This is a genomic window from Litchfieldia alkalitelluris, assembly GCF_002153425.1.
Lineage (GTDB): Bacteria > Bacillota > Bacilli > Bacillales > Salisediminibacteriaceae > Evansella > Evansella alkalicola.
Window position 1 is genome coordinate 3,590,069 of sequence record NZ_KZ119600.1, and the last position, 15,854, is coordinate 3,605,922.

Annotated in this window: 15 protein-coding genes; 2 read left to right on the forward strand and 13 right to left on the reverse strand. The window is 35.0% G+C overall.

Annotation, left to right across the window (positions count from 1 at the left end):
- Positions 1-2: 2 nt before the first annotated feature.
- From BW724_RS17300 to BW724_RS17340, 9 genes are all read right to left on the reverse strand, one after another.
- Complete coding sequence (locus BW724_RS17300; RefSeq protein ID WP_088076397.1) at positions 3-2,015, reverse strand: site-specific DNA-methyltransferase; 2,013 nt, start codon at positions 2,013-2,015, stop codon at positions 3-5.
- A 149-nt stretch (positions 2,016-2,164) separates the two neighbouring features.
- Positions 2,165-2,611 (reverse strand): hypothetical protein, encoded by a 447-nt coding sequence (locus BW724_RS17305; RefSeq protein ID WP_088076398.1) that lies wholly within the window; start codon positions 2,609-2,611, stop codon positions 2,165-2,167.
- Positions 2,592-4,460 carry a DEAD/DEAH box helicase gene (locus tag BW724_RS17310; RefSeq protein ID WP_088076399.1) on the reverse strand — a complete coding sequence of 623 codons (1,869 nt, stop codon included), beginning with the start codon at positions 4,458-4,460 and terminating at the stop codon, positions 2,592-2,594. Before BW724_RS17310 ends, BW724_RS17305 begins: the two co-directional genes overlap by 20 nt.
- Positions 4,461-4,840: 380 nt before the next feature.
- The gene (locus tag BW724_RS17315) at positions 4,841-5,413 is read right to left on the reverse strand and encodes a hypothetical protein (protein ID WP_088076400.1); all 573 of its coding nucleotides are present in this window, start codon (positions 5,411-5,413) and stop codon (positions 4,841-4,843) included.
- A gap of 3 nt (positions 5,414-5,416) precedes the next feature.
- Positions 5,417-6,085 carry a head maturation protease, ClpP-related gene (locus BW724_RS17320; protein WP_088076401.1) on the reverse strand — a complete coding sequence of 223 codons (669 nt, stop codon included), beginning with the start codon at positions 6,083-6,085 and terminating at the stop codon, positions 5,417-5,419.
- Between the two features lie 16 nt (positions 6,086-6,101).
- Complete coding sequence (locus BW724_RS17325; protein ID WP_088076402.1) at positions 6,102-6,386, reverse strand: hypothetical protein; 285 nt, start codon at positions 6,384-6,386, stop codon at positions 6,102-6,104.
- A gap of 299 nt (positions 6,387-6,685) precedes the next feature.
- A complete protein-coding gene (locus BW724_RS17330) occupies positions 6,686-6,901 on the reverse strand; it encodes a hypothetical protein (protein WP_088076403.1) in 216 nt (71 codons plus the stop codon).
- Between the two features lie 301 nt (positions 6,902-7,202).
- Positions 7,203-9,065, reverse strand: a complete 1,863-nt coding sequence (locus BW724_RS17335; protein WP_088076404.1) for a DUF5906 domain-containing protein — start codon at positions 9,063-9,065, stop codon at positions 7,203-7,205.
- A 31-nt stretch (positions 9,066-9,096) separates the two neighbouring features.
- Positions 9,097-9,387 carry a helix-turn-helix domain-containing protein gene (locus BW724_RS17340; protein ID WP_088076405.1) on the reverse strand — a complete coding sequence of 97 codons (291 nt, stop codon included), beginning with the start codon at positions 9,385-9,387 and terminating at the stop codon, positions 9,097-9,099.
- Between the two features lie 244 nt (positions 9,388-9,631).
- Between BW724_RS17340 and BW724_RS17345 the strand changes: the two genes are divergently transcribed.
- Both BW724_RS17345 and BW724_RS17350 read left to right on the forward strand, forming a co-directional pair.
- Positions 9,632-10,060: a helix-turn-helix domain-containing protein gene (locus BW724_RS17345; protein WP_088076406.1), complete on the forward strand. Its 429-nt coding sequence runs from the start codon at positions 9,632-9,634 to the stop codon at positions 10,058-10,060.
- Between the two features lie 16 nt (positions 10,061-10,076).
- Positions 10,077-11,234 (forward strand): tyrosine-type recombinase/integrase, encoded by a 1,158-nt coding sequence (locus BW724_RS17350; protein WP_088076407.1) that lies wholly within the window; start codon positions 10,077-10,079, stop codon positions 11,232-11,234.
- A 75-nt stretch (positions 11,235-11,309) separates the two neighbouring features.
- Here the strand turns inward: BW724_RS17350 and sufB are convergent, their stop codons facing one another.
- The 4 genes from sufB to sufD all read right to left on the reverse strand — a co-directional run bounded on the left by sufB (position 11,310) and on the right by sufD (position 15,853).
- Entirely contained in the window at positions 11,310-12,707 is a 1,398-nt protein-coding gene (sufB, locus tag BW724_RS17355; protein WP_088076408.1) for a Fe-S cluster assembly protein SufB, read from the reverse strand.
- A 203-nt stretch (positions 12,708-12,910) separates the two neighbouring features.
- Entirely contained in the window at positions 12,911-13,351 is a 441-nt protein-coding gene (sufU, locus tag BW724_RS17360) for a Fe-S cluster assembly sulfur transfer protein SufU (RefSeq protein WP_088076409.1), read from the reverse strand.
- A complete protein-coding gene (locus BW724_RS17365) occupies positions 13,338-14,561 on the reverse strand; it encodes a cysteine desulfurase (RefSeq protein WP_088076410.1) in 1,224 nt (407 codons plus the stop codon). Before BW724_RS17365 ends, sufU begins: the two co-directional genes overlap by 14 nt.
- Positions 14,561-15,853, reverse strand: a complete 1,293-nt coding sequence (sufD, locus tag BW724_RS17370) for a Fe-S cluster assembly protein SufD (RefSeq protein WP_088076411.1) — start codon at positions 15,851-15,853, stop codon at positions 14,561-14,563. The genes BW724_RS17365 and sufD overlap by 1 nt, the downstream gene beginning before the upstream one ends.
- Position 15,854 lies beyond the last annotated feature (1 nt).

Genomic DNA, 15,854 nt, shown 5'->3' on the forward strand with positions numbered 1-15,854 from the left:
TGTTAAGCCTCCTCTCCATAGAAACTCTTATTAAATTCGTAGTCAGAATCACTAATGAGTTCCCTAACATTCGAATCATCTATTTCACTCAAATTATAATATAGTTGGTTTTTCTCAATAATCTTAATAAGTAATTTACGGTTTTCTTCAGTGCCACGACTCCAATCAATTTTGGTTAAATCAGCACGGAAATCTATATCCGCTTTCTCCTGTGTGTCCGACCCTTGTATCATACGGTCATAAACAACCTTTAATTCACTAATCGAATTTGCTTTTATTATATCAATCAGATAACCGATATTTTTGGGGAACAATTCAGTGTAAACAAAACTTCCTCCACCATTCCATTTGACAATCTTAGAAATACCCGATTGGTCTTCACCGCTTACAACATCTTTTAATCTGTTCCAAGGACTATTCTCTTCATAGTCAAGCTGTTCAATAGTAATATATTTCCGTTCAACCTTATGTGCAACAGCAGCCGTTGTGCCCGAACCACCAAAGAAATCGAGTACAATATCACCTTTGTTACTAGCCATCTCAATAATTCTTCTAATAAGCTTTTCAGGCTTTTTACCACCTTTTAGGGTAACTCCCCCTTCTTTTGCAATCCCTTCGTATGGAGTGTCCATCCAAATATTACTTAACTGTATACTCGGCACTTTTTTACCATCAATTTCTCTAACCTTTTTAGAGTAGAAAGCAATTTCCTGCCCATTATGAACTATTACGTCATAATGAGTTTCTCTTTGAATTTTATAAATTGTATCTTTATCTCCCTTTGAAATATTTCGCATAGAAACAATTTCTTGACCTGCATCATTTCCAATTGCAGTATATCTAAAAACTGAATCAGCATTTTCTAAAGCGAAATCACTCATTTTTTTTTCTAATACATCTTTTCCGAGTTCATCAACAAATGCTTGTTTGTTTTCATAACCGAAAAGTGTCGGTAGGTAGTCATTTAAACTTACTATTTCCCACTGAGAGATATCATCTTGTTTATTTTTAACATAATATTTATAGTTAGAGTCATAGGATGTTTCAACAAATTGAGGATTATATGTCCAATTAGGCTTATCTTTTGCAAATCCAATGATGTATTCTGCAGTTTCAAATACACCTGCATTAACACTAGCGAAACCAGAAGGTGACTTTGTTTTTACTGTAATTTTATTAATAAAGTTATTCTTCCCTGGTTCGTTAAAAATGTCTTTCATTAATCGGTGCAATTCAGCCACACCGTCATCACTAATTTGTACAAAAATAGCCCCATCTTCGCTTAATAATTCCTTAGCCACTTCCAGTCTATTTTTCATAAAAACTAGCCATGTTGAAAGTTTGAAATTTGAATTGTACTTAAAGGTATCTTCCTTTTTCTTGGCTTCAAAATAATATGGAGGATCTATGTATACAAGTTTTATTCTGCCTCGATATTTTTCCTTTAATGTATGTAATGCTAAAAGATTGTTTCCCTTTATTACTAAATTTTCATCATTGAAATCAGACACAGTTTGTTCTCCATGTTCATCAAATTTAGTAACATTAATTAATATTTTTTTATCTAACATTACATCTATTTCATCCTTTTCAATTACTTCATTGAAAAAGGATTCGTCATAGCCTATATCCTCTTTACTCATTGCAGCACTTAGAAAACCATCTTTAAAAGGGAAATCCAAAACAACATCTTGCTGTTCAGATAAATACTTTCCACCTGAATTGAAACCAATTTGATTTTCATATTTAGTGTAACTAGTTTCCCAATAGTCTCGGTATTGTAACATGTCTACAAATTGGTCAAATAAGAAGATATCTTTTTCTGCAATTTTCTTGAAATAATGCTCATTTATGTAATCATCTTTCATCAAAGCTGAGATAAGTGTTTCATCATAGTTACGTAAATCATTTACTAAAGCAGTCCGTTTCAATCCACCTTCTGCAATGTACTTTTCACCAAATGATTCTACGATTTCGATTATTTTATCAAACACTTTAGGTTGAATTTTTGCCATCCTGTTAATTCTCCTTCTATAAAATTTAGTAAATAAATTATACCACTATTGAATAACAAGAGCCCATCTCATCGAGAAGGGCTATAGTTTAACCATTTATCACGAGCTATAATACTCTTCCAGACTTCCTACTTTATTACTTTTATTTTTTATACAACCTTACTTTCATTTAATAAAGAGTTTTTAATCAAGTTTTTTAACTCCGCTGGGAAAGTACTTAATATTAACCGAACCTCAGTCTCATTTTCAATCTGCCTTAATCCAGCTGCAATGTCTCTTAAAAGTAGTTCTTCCTCTTTTTTTCTACTCCATGTCACTGCGGTTTTCTTACCCTTTTTTTGTTGTATTTCCTCAAGGCATAAATCTTTATTGTAAATATACAGATATTCATATTTTACCGATTTATCCCCAAAGAGTTCCTGATCATAAAATACAACATTACAAAGAATTTTATCGAAGTTTCTTTTAAGTTTTATTTCTGAGTATTCTTCATTATAAATATTTGTTGCAAGCTCAACAGGGCTGACACCTTTATTTAACCTAAGCTTGACTAGTTCTTGGACAGTATGTTTTATGTTATTTTGCGGTGATTCCATTTAATATCAACTCCACTTCTTCCTTTAGCTGACCAAATAAGTAACTTTCTGCAGCGTATAAATCATCTATTTCCATTTCATCCCTGCTTGAAAATTTTCTTTTTAATTTTGTGTTAATATATATTACTAATATTCCATCATTTTTATATGATTGTTTTATGAATGGAATTGTCGTTTTAAAACTTGAATAAAGAGAATTGTCTTTTGCTTCAATACCACTGTCTTGAAGAACTTCTACAGCCAGTAGTTGAATTTTCTCATTTAACAATCTTCTTATCATTTTCCTTCTTTCAAGAGGTCTCTTTTCATTATATAGTTGATTGATTTCATGTGATTTAATCCTAGTTCTTTTTCTTTGAATTTTTTCTAATGCCTCTTCAATATCTTCTTTTTCCCAACCCATACCCTCTAATTGTTTTCTTTTTTCATCCAACTCTTCTTGTATAGCCTGCTTTGCATTTTCAAATGCTTTATTAAAATCAATTTTCGAACTAAACGAATCAACTGATTCTACTAATTCACCCTTTACAATTACTTGTCCAAATATGCTCTCTTTACGTTCAAAGTCTTCATCAGATACATTTATTTCTCTTACCCGATTATATTTTCCTACGTTTTCTACTTCCTCTTTGAAATAAGCCCATAATTTCTCTAACCCGAGTTCTTCATGATATAATACCAATGCATTATTATCAATTTCATGACTTCTAACCTCATCTTCTGGAATAGCTCTTAATACTCGTCCTATTATCTGAGCGAACTGGTTGAGACTTTTATATGGTCTAAAAAGGGCTGCAATGGTTAAGTACTTATGGTCATAACCTTCACCCATCATTCCCACGTTGATAACCACTTTACATTTATGTAGTTCTATTGCTTTAAATCTACTTTCTTGCTCATCGTTAGGCATATTACTATGAATAAGAATTGCTTCAACGCCTTGTTGTGAATAAAGTTCATATAACCTTTCAGCATGTTTTATACTGCACGCAGCTGCCATTATTTTGTGAGGAACGTCAGGAGATATGGAGTTCAAATCATTCAGATGTTTAATACTTTCTTTTATTATCTCTAAAGAGCATTCGTCAGAAAGAGCAACGGATTTTCTAATCCACTCATCCTCTTTCAAAGTTTTTGCCGCTTCAATATCTAACACTTCTCCATTTTCCATCCTAAAAAATATTTCTTCAGAATTTAACGTTTTATTTCTTAACCATTTTACATACCTTTGTTCCATTACTTCAGATAAAGGGGTTGAATGTATTCTTTCCCCGGGAACGATTACACCATCACCTCTATAGGGAGTCCCAGTAACATGCAGTACCTTAGCTTCTGTAAAATAGTTTATAGCATTTTGCCAAGTATTCGCAGGTGCGTGATGTGCTTCATCGATTATAATCATATCAAAGTGGTCTGGCTTTACTCTATTTATTAAAGAGTTTTCATAATTTTGATTAAGCTTTTGTACATTTGTATATATAATATCTGCACTATATAATTCACTCTCTAATACATCATTTTCATACGGTAAAAGAACAGGACTATCTGCAATGTCAAAGATGACATTAGTATTGACTAAAAAATTATCATCTAGAGCATCCATTGTCTTAGAAATACTCCTACGTGTAACCTTATTTGGAGTTATGATTAAAACTCTTCCCATAGAAACGCCATATGGAGCAATCGATATCAATCCACTTTTACCTGCACCAGTTGGCAACACTACTAAAGCTTCTCTATTCGGGTATTGACTGTTAAAGTACGAACTTATTTTTAGATAAGCTTCTACTTGAGGTAGTCTTAATTTGTCGTTACCCTCAATATAAACTGTCGTGTTCATAAAATACATTCTTATCCCCCCAAACTCTTTTCCACTAATGTAATAATTATATCATTTAGTAGTTAAAAATTGGGAAAATATTCAGTTAATATATATACAAATTTTTTAAAACATTTTTTCTAGAAGCTACTTAGTCTAAGGTACGTACACGGATTAGATAAACAGCGACTGGACTAAAAGAAGGACAGCTATATTACATAGCTGCCAAGAGTAGGGATGTTTGAGATTAAATATCAATAAGCATTAAAATAAATGTATATTTTCATTTAACTATATAAATCCTGCCTTCTTTTAATAAATCCAAAAAAATACACGTTACTATCACGCAGAAAAATTAAGGTTCCCCCACCGGTCACAAAATGCGCTGTAAAAAAACCAAACAGGGGGGGTTAGGCGAGTTCTTTCAAAATCAACTCTTTTATTTTGTTTTCAATATCAGCTTTGCTCTCTGCTCTTCCATACTTGGTTTCGTATCGTTCCACCATTTCAGCGGTCAACGACAAATTAAAGTGAACTTGACAAAGCGATTGCTTCCTACGTTGCTCTTCTTGTTTCTTCTTCTGTTCCTCATCATGTTTACTTACCTGCTTCACTCTCGTCCAAACCAAAGCTCGGACAAACTCTTCAAGCGATAACCCAGCCTTCTTAGCTTCTTTTATTAGTGGTTCCTTTACTTCCTTATCAAACGTAAACGTCAGCCAATCTTGAGGCTCTTCGGTTGTATGTGGCTGGGTCAGTTCCGTTACCTTCTCAAATCTTTCAATAGCCTGTCGACAAAAAGGTTTGTATCCTCCGAACCTTAATTCACGACAAGTGTTAACAATCGCATTATATTCAAATTCTGTTACTCTCAGCTTAATCTTTCCGTCATAAGCCTTCTCCGCACTTGTTTTGGTGAACCACTGCATTCCTCTTTTTATTGTTGGTTTCTTTGATTGTAATTGTTCTTTTGTGATTTTCATTATTTAAATACCTACTTTCAATTTCAATAAATTTAAATGTGCTACTGAAGCTGCTACTTTGTTGTTATTTAATGAACACAATCCTGTGCGTTCAGGCTCTCTAGTTAAACTTGAACCAGATAGTACCCCTTTTCCCTCAAACAGGATTCCATCCACAAACCCTAATTCCAGCGCCTGTTGCACGGTCAACCATGTTTCCTCATCCATAAGAGCTAAAAGCTCTTCTTGGCTTCTGCCTGTCTTTAAATGATAAGCGTTAGCAATTGTTTGATTTACATTCTTTAATACACCCGACATATGTTCCATGTTCCGATAATCTCCGCTAGCGCCATTAATCCAAGCGTTATGTATCATCAGTTGGCTTGTGGCTGACATCATCACTCGATCACCTGCCATTGCCACCACACTCGCAGCAGACGCAGCTAGCCCAACGATGTTTACTGTTACATGACCACCATTCATGCTATACGCCTTTAATGCTGAATAGATTTCACTACCTGCAAAAACATCACCACCGCCAGAATTGATTTCTACTTCAACTGATTGCCCATTTGCTTTTGCTAATTGCTCATGTACGCCTCTTGGACAAGTCGCTTCTATTTCCAACCACTCATATACCTGATAATCTGAATTGTTAACAATAACTCCTTTAACCTCTATTCTCTTTGCCATATACTCGTCCTCTTTCTCAATAAAATGTGGGAGTGGCTAGCTGTTGTTGTTTCATTACGTCTTTAGCCTCTATTTCCAATTGACGGTTCTTCAATTGTTCTAATTCAAATAAGGCTTGTTCTTTAGGTGTCATCGATTTGTGTGGTTTATCCGCTTTTTCATTTTTTTCTGCTAGTGCTCTTTTCAAGAACCAATTATCCCGATACCCTTGTACTTTTTCAGGTTTCAATCTTCTATAATCTCTCATATATTCTCGATAATAAGCTCGTTTCGCTTCTTTGATTAATTCACGTTCATGCATTACAAACACCTCGTTTACCCTTTTATTGTTTATCTTTAATCTTATTATTCCAATATGTTTAATTCATTATTCTTTTAGATATCCTATTAATAAGCGCCAATGATGTGGGTTTTACTCAATCTTCTATTACCTCCAAACACAAAAAAACCAGTCCCGATTAAAGGACTGGTTTTTAACTAACAAGTTGATATAAATCCTGATTAGAAAAGGAGAGGAACGAACTACAAGCCTCATTATTATAGGTTTATTGCTCTATTTTAATACTGGCTCCCAATTCTACATACAAAGGCTTTTTCCTGTTAATCAATTTTCCTTGTAGGTAATTTAAACTCATATATCTTTGCTCCTTTTGGTTTGCAAGAACCACAGTAAATCAATTCATTCATTTGTTTCCAATCTCGTTCCATCACTGCAATTCTCAACACTATTTCAAATAATTCATCAGACGGATAATAATCTTCTATGTAATATGAGAACTCAGCATTGCATTTATTGCAATAAATAGTATGTTGCATTAATATCACTCCTCTGTTACAAAATCATAATCAAGGTGTAACCACTATACTCGCTTACTCTCTTTTGGGTTTTGACCTTCAATAGTTACAAGTTACATGTTATTTTCAAATTCGATTTTGCAATTTCTCCTATATTTATTACAAATCACTTAACATTAGTAATAAGAGAAGTAATTATATTTAAAATATGTTTTGTAACTTGTAACTATTTAAATAAAAACATAGTAATAACAAGTGTTTGACTTGGTTACATTTTGGATACATTCTGGTTACTCATTATAGGACTTGTAACTTTTTATTCCTAATTTGTTCTTCTCTCTATCTCTTTAGTTTCTTCTTTAGCCATATATACTCTCGCAGTTTTACCGTTTATTTTTTTAGGATAGACATCTAAATCAAATTCTTTTTTCAAGGTTTCTCGAAAAATACGAGAACTTATTGCAGAATCTGCACCGTAATTTTCTTCAGCCCAAACTTTATATTCTTCATAAGCCTCAGGCGCTCTTTTGCCAATAAAATGAGATTTATGATAATCATGAAGAAACGCAAGACAGTTGTTATTAGTTTCATGATAACCTATATTAAATTCCTTCACTTTATGACATTCGGTAAAACTACAATTTTCATATAATCGTTCATAAGCTTCAATAATCAACTTTAGCCAATATTCTAGCGCTTCTTTAGTTGTTAATTTCGCAATAAATTTTGGGTCTTTTTTTGTAGGAACACCAAACATTGGACACCAGTCTACTCTCCGTTTATATGCTTCACTTTTTTCAAAACTTTTTAGTAAGTGATTAGATGTAAATATTAAAGATGTTGTCATAACGACATCTGATGACTGTTTGAATAACTTCCTTATAGCTAAAAAATCGCAAGTGCTAATATTCTTTAATTGCTTCATTTGTTTATGATTAATTGGTGTATCATGAATATCATCTCCGAGGTTAACAAGTTTACCTTGCATAGAGTAAAAGTATTGTTCCTTTGTCATATCCTCGATAGAAAGAGATGAACAATTTTCCGTACCAACAATTTTTCTAATAATGGTCAATAATGTTCCTTTTCCGTTTCCTCCACCACCTACAAAAATAAAAAATTTTGCTAAACTGCGTTTGAAATCTGGATCTGTAATCAGAATATGAGCTAATGTTTCAAGAATATAATTTTTATAAGAATTATCCCCTTCTGTTAGAAAATCAAGGTATTCTTCTACAATAGGCACAGGTTCTGCGTCTTCATTATATTTAAGGTTAATAAAATAAGGTGTAAACTCTTGGTATTCAATTGGTATAAACCTACCTTGTCTTAGAATGCCGTTTTGCAATTTTATATCCCACCCGTTTTCAGGGTCTTTTATATTAAACAACTGATATTCCATTTGTTTAATAATTTCATCAATAAACCTAGTCGGCTTCCCTAAAACTTCACGTGTAACAATAGGAATAAAATCACCATCATTAGTCGATAGAAATTTTTGACCATCGTAAGTATATAAAATCCCTCCATACTTATGAACCTTCAATCGCTGAATTAAATATTGAGCAATTTCAAAGGGGTCATCGCTTCTTCCCATATTGACCTTATCACGAATGATATTTTGAAACTCTTTTTCATCTAAAGGAGTTGCAAAAATATGATTATTAATAAATCGCATTATACTTTGCCATTGCTCTAAATGGTGAATTTTCATTCTGTGCTGAAATAGTGCTTGATTCCGTCCTTCACCTTCATCCATTCCAATTAGGGAGTCCAATTTCCTATAATTGAAGAAGATATCAGGTAAGTCTTCACGGAATCCCTCATTTTGAATTTTTCGCATTTCCCCATCTTGTTTAATGCAAATCCCATTCGGTGTATTTTTTATATGCTTATATTCCACTTCAAAACCAAGAGGACAAACTTTTTTGCTACCTTTAAAACCATTTGGTTTTTTGAAATAGAAATGTGCCCCTCTCTTAGTCCATACAATTTGCGTTTTAATATTAAACATGCTGATAATTTTTTCAATCACACTTTTTTCAATATTGTCAACGTCAATAACTAAATCATTTTCTGTCAAAAGATAACCTGCGTCATTAAAAGCGTCAGGAGTATCAGCTATGTCAGCATTTTTTACTGCATGTTTGTCACCTTCATTAAACTCGATATACTTTGCTTGCATTCGTGAAATTCTCCTTTTCATACTATCAGGTTTAATCGATATCCACATTTCCACCTTTTTTTCTTACATCTATTGACCAACGAGTGATATATTCCTTAACCTCTTGACGATTAAATACCCACTTCTTACCCACTCGCATTGAAGGAAAATCCGGATTGTAAATAAATAATTTTTCTACCGTTGGTCTGCTTAACGAGAGCAATTTACACAATTCCTTTGTATCTATAAGGAACATATCTTCTTCAATTTCTTCAACTCGTTTACGGACTTCTTCTAAAGCCAACTTCTTTAATTCATTTTCATCTAAAGAAATATTAAGCATTTGCTTTTCCCTCCTAGTTTTACACGTTAAATTAACTTTAAACAATTGTTTATAAAAATATTTTGCAACATGTTACAATAATCATTATTTACAATTTCTACGGTTAAAATAATGTACTCTTTCGGACAAAAATGAGACAAAAATAGGACAAAAAACTGACATTTAGTGGTTCTTACATTTCATAAGCATTTGTTTATAATTAAGAGGAAATGTTGTATAATGTAAATAAAAGGGAGTGATATAAATGGATTTTAAAGATTACCTTAAGACAAAAAGAAAAGAAAAGAACTTATCAATGAACAAACTCGGGCAAATATCTGGAGTTTCAGCTATGTACATTTCACAAATTGAAAGAGGGAGACGCGTTACCCCAACGCCCAAAATAATTGCTAAACTGGCAGAAGGATTAAAGGAACCCTATGATGAGCTAATGAAGGTGGCAGGATATATGCCTGTGGAGGAGTTTATAGAAGATTTAAGTGAAACTATTCAAGGAAACAGCGTTCCAACTCACAAAGTAGTGCCACAAGAAGCCTCAGAAGATGGAGAAGAACAATTTGACCTTGATTATATACTAGACTCCCGTCATAAGATATTTTTTCAGGACAGGCTCCTTACAAAAGAAGAAATCTCAAAGGTTAAAAGCCTTATCGAAATCGTCCTAAAGGACTGAAAGGGGAAAAGTTAAGATGGCAAACATCAGGAAATTAGCTAGCGGGAAATGGCAAGCACGTGTTCACAAAGACGGAAAATTAGTAAGTATCGGTACATTCAGAACATCAAAAGAAGCAAAAATTGAAGCAGCAAAAGTTGAAGAACGTATTTATTACGGTCAAACCTTGAATGATAGAAATATGTTGTTTAAGGAGGTTCTAAACGATTGGTTGGAACATAAAAAAGCCAATGTTAAAGAGTCAACCTTTGTTCAACTTGAAGTGATTATCAGAAATCACATCTTACCCACATTTGGGGATAAAAAAATAATGACGATAAAAAGAACTGAAATTAAAAGATGGATTGCTACATTTGGAGAACTAAACGAAAACGGTAAAGAAAAATATTCATTTGGTTCGAGGTTGAAATACCTTTCAGTTATGAAAAGTATCTTACATTATGCGGTTTATGAACTTGAGGTACTTGAAAAGAATCCTGCTGATAAATTAAAGGTTCCTGTTAAAGACTCTGTTGCATTAAAAAAGGAAAAAGTGAAATATTTCACCCTTAAAGAATTAGATCAGTTACTGGATTTCATGAAAACATATAAACATCAACGCTTCCCTGATTATCAACTTTATTATACGCTCATGCTCTTTTTAAGCAGAACTGGTTTGAGGATAAGTGAAGCATTAGCCTTAAGATGGGAAGATATTAATGGAGATAAAATAACGATAGACAAACAAACTAGTCGTGATGATAATAACAATGTAAAATTGACAACATTAAAGAACTCCTCATCATATCGTACCATTAAAATTGATAACGTTTTAGTGCGAGAATTGAAGAAGTTCAAAATGAAGCAAAATGAATTGCTTTCAGGAAATCCAAGTTTCCGTAAAAATGAAGACAGCATTATCTTTCAAAATTTTAACGGGCATTATTTAACACCTTCTACTATACGAGAAACCATGCAAGATTACTGCAAAAAAGCTGGTGTTGATTATAAAGGCACCCACGGCTTTAGACATACTCATGCAGTTCTGGCACTTGAATCAGGTTCAAACCTTATATATGTATCAAATCGTTTAGGGCATAAAACCATCAAAACAACAGCGGACACTTACCTTGATATTACTGAAAAAATAGAAGAAGACGAACTTCATAAGTTCGCCTCCTACACTAAAAGGTAATTTCACTTGGCACAAACTTGGCACGCCACCAAGTTGGCACGGTGTAAAACCCCTCAACCCTTTGATATATAAAGGTTACCCAATAGAACCTTCCATCTCGAACTTGATTAGGCGGTTCATCTCTACTGCATACTCCATTGGAAGCTCCTTAGTAAATGGTTCAATGAAGCCCATTACGATCATTTCAGTTGCTTCTTGCTCAGAGATACCACGGCTCATAAGATAGAACAATTGCTCTTCAGATACTTTAGATACCGTTGCTTCATGCTCAAGTGTGATGTTATTATTTAAGATTTCATTGTATGGAATTGTATCAGAAGTAGACTGATTATCCATAATTAGTGTATCACACTCAATATTTGCTTTAGATCCTTCAGATCTGCGACCAAAGTGGCAAATACCACGATAAGTTACTTTACCACCGTGCTTGGAAATGGACTTAGAAACGATTGTTGAAGAACAATCAGGAGCTAAGTGAGTCATTTTTGCTCCAGCATCTTGGTGTTGACCTTTACCTGCGATTGCAATGGAAAGAACGTTACCGCGTGCACCACGGCCCTTCATCACTACTGCTGGATATTTCATTGTTAGTTTAGAACCGATGTTTCCATCAACCCATTCCATCGTTGCATTTTCTTCAGCAACAGCACGCTTTGTAACAAGGTTAAATACGTTAGGTGCCCAGTTTTGGATTGTTGTATAACGGCAATAAGCATCCTTTTTAACAATGATCTCAACAACAGCACTGTGAAGAGAGTTTGTTGTATAAACAGGTGCTGTACATCCTTCTACATAGTGTATAGAGCTATCTTCATCAGCAATGATTAACGTACGCTCGAATTGCCCCATATTCTCTGAGTTAATTCGGAAGTATGCCTGTAATGGCTGATCTGTCTTTACTCCCTTTGGTACATAGATGAAGGAACCACCAGACCATACAGCTGAATTCAATGCTGCGAATTTGTTATCTGTTGGAGGAATAACTTTTCCAAAGTGCTCTCTGAAAATTTCCTCGTCTTCTTTCAAAGCAGTATCAGTATCTTTAAATATGATACCTTTCGCTTCAAAGTCTTCCTGCATGTTGTGGTATACTACCTCAGATTCATACTGCGCAGATACTCCAGCCAAGTATTTTTGCTCCGCTTCAGGGATACCTAGCTTATCAAACGTATTTTTAATTTCCTCTGGAACTTCATCCCACGAACGCTCAGATTTTTCAGATGGCTTAACATAGTAAGTGATGTCATCAAAATTAAGCTCCGCTAAGTTTCCACCCCATTGAGGCATAGGCATTTTATAAAACTGTTCAAGTGATTTTAATCGAAAATCAAGCATCCATTGCGGTTCATCTTTCATACGGGAAATCTCTTCAACGATCTCCTTCGTCAAACCTTTCTTTGAACGGAAAATCGAGACGTCTTTATCAGAAAACCCATATTTATATTCACCGATTTCAGGCATTTTTTTAGCCATGGATCATACCCTCCTTTAAAGTTCTAAGCGACCAACACTGTATTTTTCAACAGTCAGCTCAGCCTTTCCTTCGTTTCTATCAATGTCTATGTCACGTCACAGCTAATCGACTACTATATCTTATATAACCATTTTACATCACATAGGTGTTGGAAACCAAGGATATCACAGTAATTTGTTCAAACTGGAAGAAGATTTTACTCTTATTCCTTCTCCTTTAGCCCCTTCTCCATTGCTTTCCAGGCTAAAGTCGCACATTTAATTCTTGCTGGGAATTTCGCAACCCCTTGAAGGGCTTCAATATCACCTAAATCAAAATCCCCTTCATCAAACTCTTTTCCTAACATCATGGAAGAAAATATTTCAGAAAGCTTTAGGGCATCATCAATCTCTAAGCCTTTCACAGCTTGAGTCATCATTGATGCAGAGGACAAGCTGATGGAGCAACCTTCCCCATTAAACTTTGCATCCGTCACTTTCCCATCTTCCACTTTCATCTGAAGTTCAATACGATCCCCACATGTTGGATTGTTCATGTTAACGGATAGTGTGTCTCCGTCCAATGTTCCGCGATTGCGGGGATTCTTATAATGATCCATGATAACTTGACGGTACAATGTATCTAACTGATTACCCAAAGACATTTCCGAAATACTCCTTTGTTTTTATTAATGCTTTAACAAACGCATCAACATCTTCTTCCGTATTATATAAATAGAAGCTTGCACGAGCTGTTGCAGTTACATCGAGCCATTTCATTAATGGCTGTGCACAATGGTGACCTGCTCTCACAGCAACTCCCTCTGCATCAAGAACAGTTGCTACGTCATGAGGGTGAACATCGTCACAGTTAAAGGTTACAAGTCCTGCACGCTTTTGAGGACCGTAAACCTCCACTCCCTCTACTTCCGATAACCGACTTAGTGCGTATTGCCCTAATTTATGTTCGTGCGCTTCGATGTTTTCCAAACCTATTTCTTGTAAAAAATCAATTGCTGCCCCTAATCCGATGGCACCAGCGATAATTGGAGTACCACCTTCAAATTTCCAAGGTAGCTCCTTCCAAGTTGATTCCTGTAAACCAACAAAGTCGATCATTTCGCCACCAAATTCGATAGGCTCCATCTTCTCCAACAATGCTTTTTTACCATAGAGGACACCTATACCTGTAGGCCCGCACATTTTATGACCAGAGAAGGCAAAGAAGTCACAATCTAGATCCTTCACATCAACCTTCATATGAGGTGTACTCTGAGCACCGTCAACAACCATAACTGCACCATGCTTATGAGCAATTTCTGTTATCTCTTTAATTGGATTAATGGCACCTAATACGTTAGAGACTTGCATGATAGAAACGATTTTTGTTTTATCAGTAACTGTATTTTCCACATCTTCTAAATTAATGGAGCCATCTTTTTGCAGTGGAAGGTATTTTAATGTTGCTCCTGTTGTCCGTGCAACCTGTTGCCAAGGGATAATGTTACTATGGTGTTCCATTGGTGTGATGACGATTTCGTCACCAGGTCCAACATTCTCCCGTCCATAACTAGAAGCAACAAGGTTAATCGCAGTAGTTGTTCCCCGTGTAAAAATGACTTCCTCCGTGCTGCTTGCGTTTATGAATGCGCGAACCTTCTCACGTGCACCTTCGTACCCATCTGTCGCCCATGTTCCTAATGTATGCACCCCACGGTGTACATTAGAATTATAACGACGATAATAATCATTAATTGCCTCGATTACTTGTACTGGCTTTTGAGAAGTTGCTGCACTATCTAAATAAACTAAAGGATGTCCATTGACTTCTTGGTCTAAAATTGGGAACATTTTACGGACTTCTTGAACATTCATTACAATACTTTCCTTTCTATTACCTCAATCAGCTGATCTTTTACAGATTCAATTGGAATTTCATTAACTACAGGAGCTAAGAATCCATGTATGATAAGGCGCTCTGCTTCTTTCTTTGAAATTCCACGGCTCATTAAGTAGAACATTTGAAGAGGATCAATCTTACCAACCGATGCAGCATGACCTGCAGTAACATCATCTTCATCAATTAGTAAAATTGGGTTAGCGTCCCCACGTGCTTTTTCACTAAGCATTAGTACACGCTCTGTTTGCTCCCCATTAGACTTCGTTGCACCATGTTCAATCTTTGATGTTCCGTTAAAAATGGAAGTTGCTTCATCTTTCATAACACCATGTTTCAAAATTTGTCCATCTGAATGCTTACCGAAGTGAACAACGTTCGTTGTGAAGTTCTGCGTTTGCTTTCCACGCCCGATAGCAACAGTTTTTGTGTCTGCATACGAGCCTTCCCCTACAAGGTAGGTTGTATTTTCAGAAACAGTATCTCCGTAATTCATTTGTCCAAGAGCCCAGTATACTTTCGCATCTTTCCCAGTCACTTGGCCTCGGCGATTGACATAAGTTGTAACTTCTTTAGCTAGGTTATCCACTGCTCCGAAATGTACTGTCGCATTGTCAGCTGCATACACTTCTGCAACGATATTCGCAATCGCACCTTCAGCAGCATCTTCTGAAATATAGTTTTCTATATAAGTAACAGAACTATTAGCTTCAGCAACAACTAACACATGATTATACAATCCGAAATTACCTGCTTGTGTATAAACAGCTTGAATTGGGATTTCCACTTCTACATTTTTTGGCACATAGATGAATGTACCACCATTTAAAAGTGCAGCATGTTCTGCTGTTAATTTATTTTCATCAGGTGTAACTGCTTCTTGCATAAAATACTTTTGTACAAGATCACTGTGCTCTTTTACAGCTGTTTGAATATCTGTAAAAATAACACCTTTTTCTTCTAATTCAGGTGATAGTTTTTGAAATAAAGTCACACCATTTTTTTGTGCCATTAACATTTGGGCTTTATCTGCTTCACCAATCAAGCCCTTCACTGCCTCTGACATATCATCTTGAACATTTGCTTCAAAGTTCTTAGTACTGAAATCCCACTTGGAGATGTTCGTTTTATCAGGTTTTGGTAATTCTAAAACTTCAGCTTTCTCTAAAGATGAAACTCGTAAGTCAGTTAGCCATTGCGGCTCTTCGCGATCTTTAGAGAAGCTTGTAATTTCATTTTGATTCACTGGAAATTTAGTTTCCGCTGTCATC

What these genes read in the sequence shown, in the direction of transcription:
- BW724_RS17345 (WP_088076406.1), top strand. Translation starts at nt 9,632, where the DNA reads ATGGATTTTAAAGATTACCTTAAGACAAAAAGAAAAGAAAAGAACTTA.
- BW724_RS17340 (WP_088076405.1), bottom strand. Translation starts at nt 9,387, where the DNA reads ATGCTTAATATTTCTTTAGATGAAAATGAATTAAAGAAGTTGGCTTTA.
- BW724_RS17325 (WP_088076402.1), bottom strand. Translation starts at nt 6,386, where the DNA reads ATGCATGAACGTGAATTAATCAAAGAAGCGAAACGAGCTTATTATCGA.
- sufB (WP_088076408.1), bottom strand. Translation starts at nt 12,707, where the DNA reads ATGGCTAAAAAAATGCCTGAAATCGGTGAATATAAATATGGGTTTTCT.
- BW724_RS17330 (WP_088076403.1), bottom strand. Translation starts at nt 6,901, where the DNA reads ATGCAACATACTATTTATTGCAATAAATGCAATGCTGAGTTCTCATAT.
- BW724_RS17315 (WP_088076400.1), bottom strand. Translation starts at nt 5,413, where the DNA reads ATGAAAATCACAAAAGAACAATTACAATCAAAGAAACCAACAATAAAA.
- BW724_RS17300 (WP_088076397.1), bottom strand. Translation starts at nt 2,015, where the DNA reads ATGGCAAAAATTCAACCTAAAGTGTTTGATAAAATAATCGAAATCGTA.
- BW724_RS17320 (WP_088076401.1), bottom strand. Translation starts at nt 6,085, where the DNA reads ATGGCAAAGAGAATAGAGGTTAAAGGAGTTATTGTTAACAATTCAGAT.
- BW724_RS17310 (WP_088076399.1), bottom strand. Translation starts at nt 4,460, where the DNA reads ATGTATTTTATGAACACGACAGTTTATATTGAGGGTAACGACAAATTA.
- BW724_RS17305 (WP_088076398.1), bottom strand. Translation starts at nt 2,611, where the DNA reads ATGGAATCACCGCAAAATAACATAAAACATACTGTCCAAGAACTAGTC.
- BW724_RS17365 (WP_088076410.1), bottom strand. Translation starts at nt 14,561, where the DNA reads ATGAATGTTCAAGAAGTCCGTAAAATGTTCCCAATTTTAGACCAAGAA.
- BW724_RS17350 (WP_088076407.1), top strand. Translation starts at nt 10,077, where the DNA reads ATGGCAAACATCAGGAAATTAGCTAGCGGGAAATGGCAAGCACGTGTT.
- BW724_RS17335 (WP_088076404.1), bottom strand. Translation starts at nt 9,065, where the DNA reads ATGCAAGCAAAGTATATCGAGTTTAATGAAGGTGACAAACATGCAGTA.
- sufU (WP_088076409.1), bottom strand. Translation starts at nt 13,351, where the DNA reads ATGTCTTTGGGTAATCAGTTAGATACATTGTACCGTCAAGTTATCATG.
- sufD (WP_088076411.1), bottom strand. Translation starts at nt 15,853, where the DNA reads ATGACAGCGGAAACTAAATTTCCAGTGAATCAAAATGAAATTACAAGC.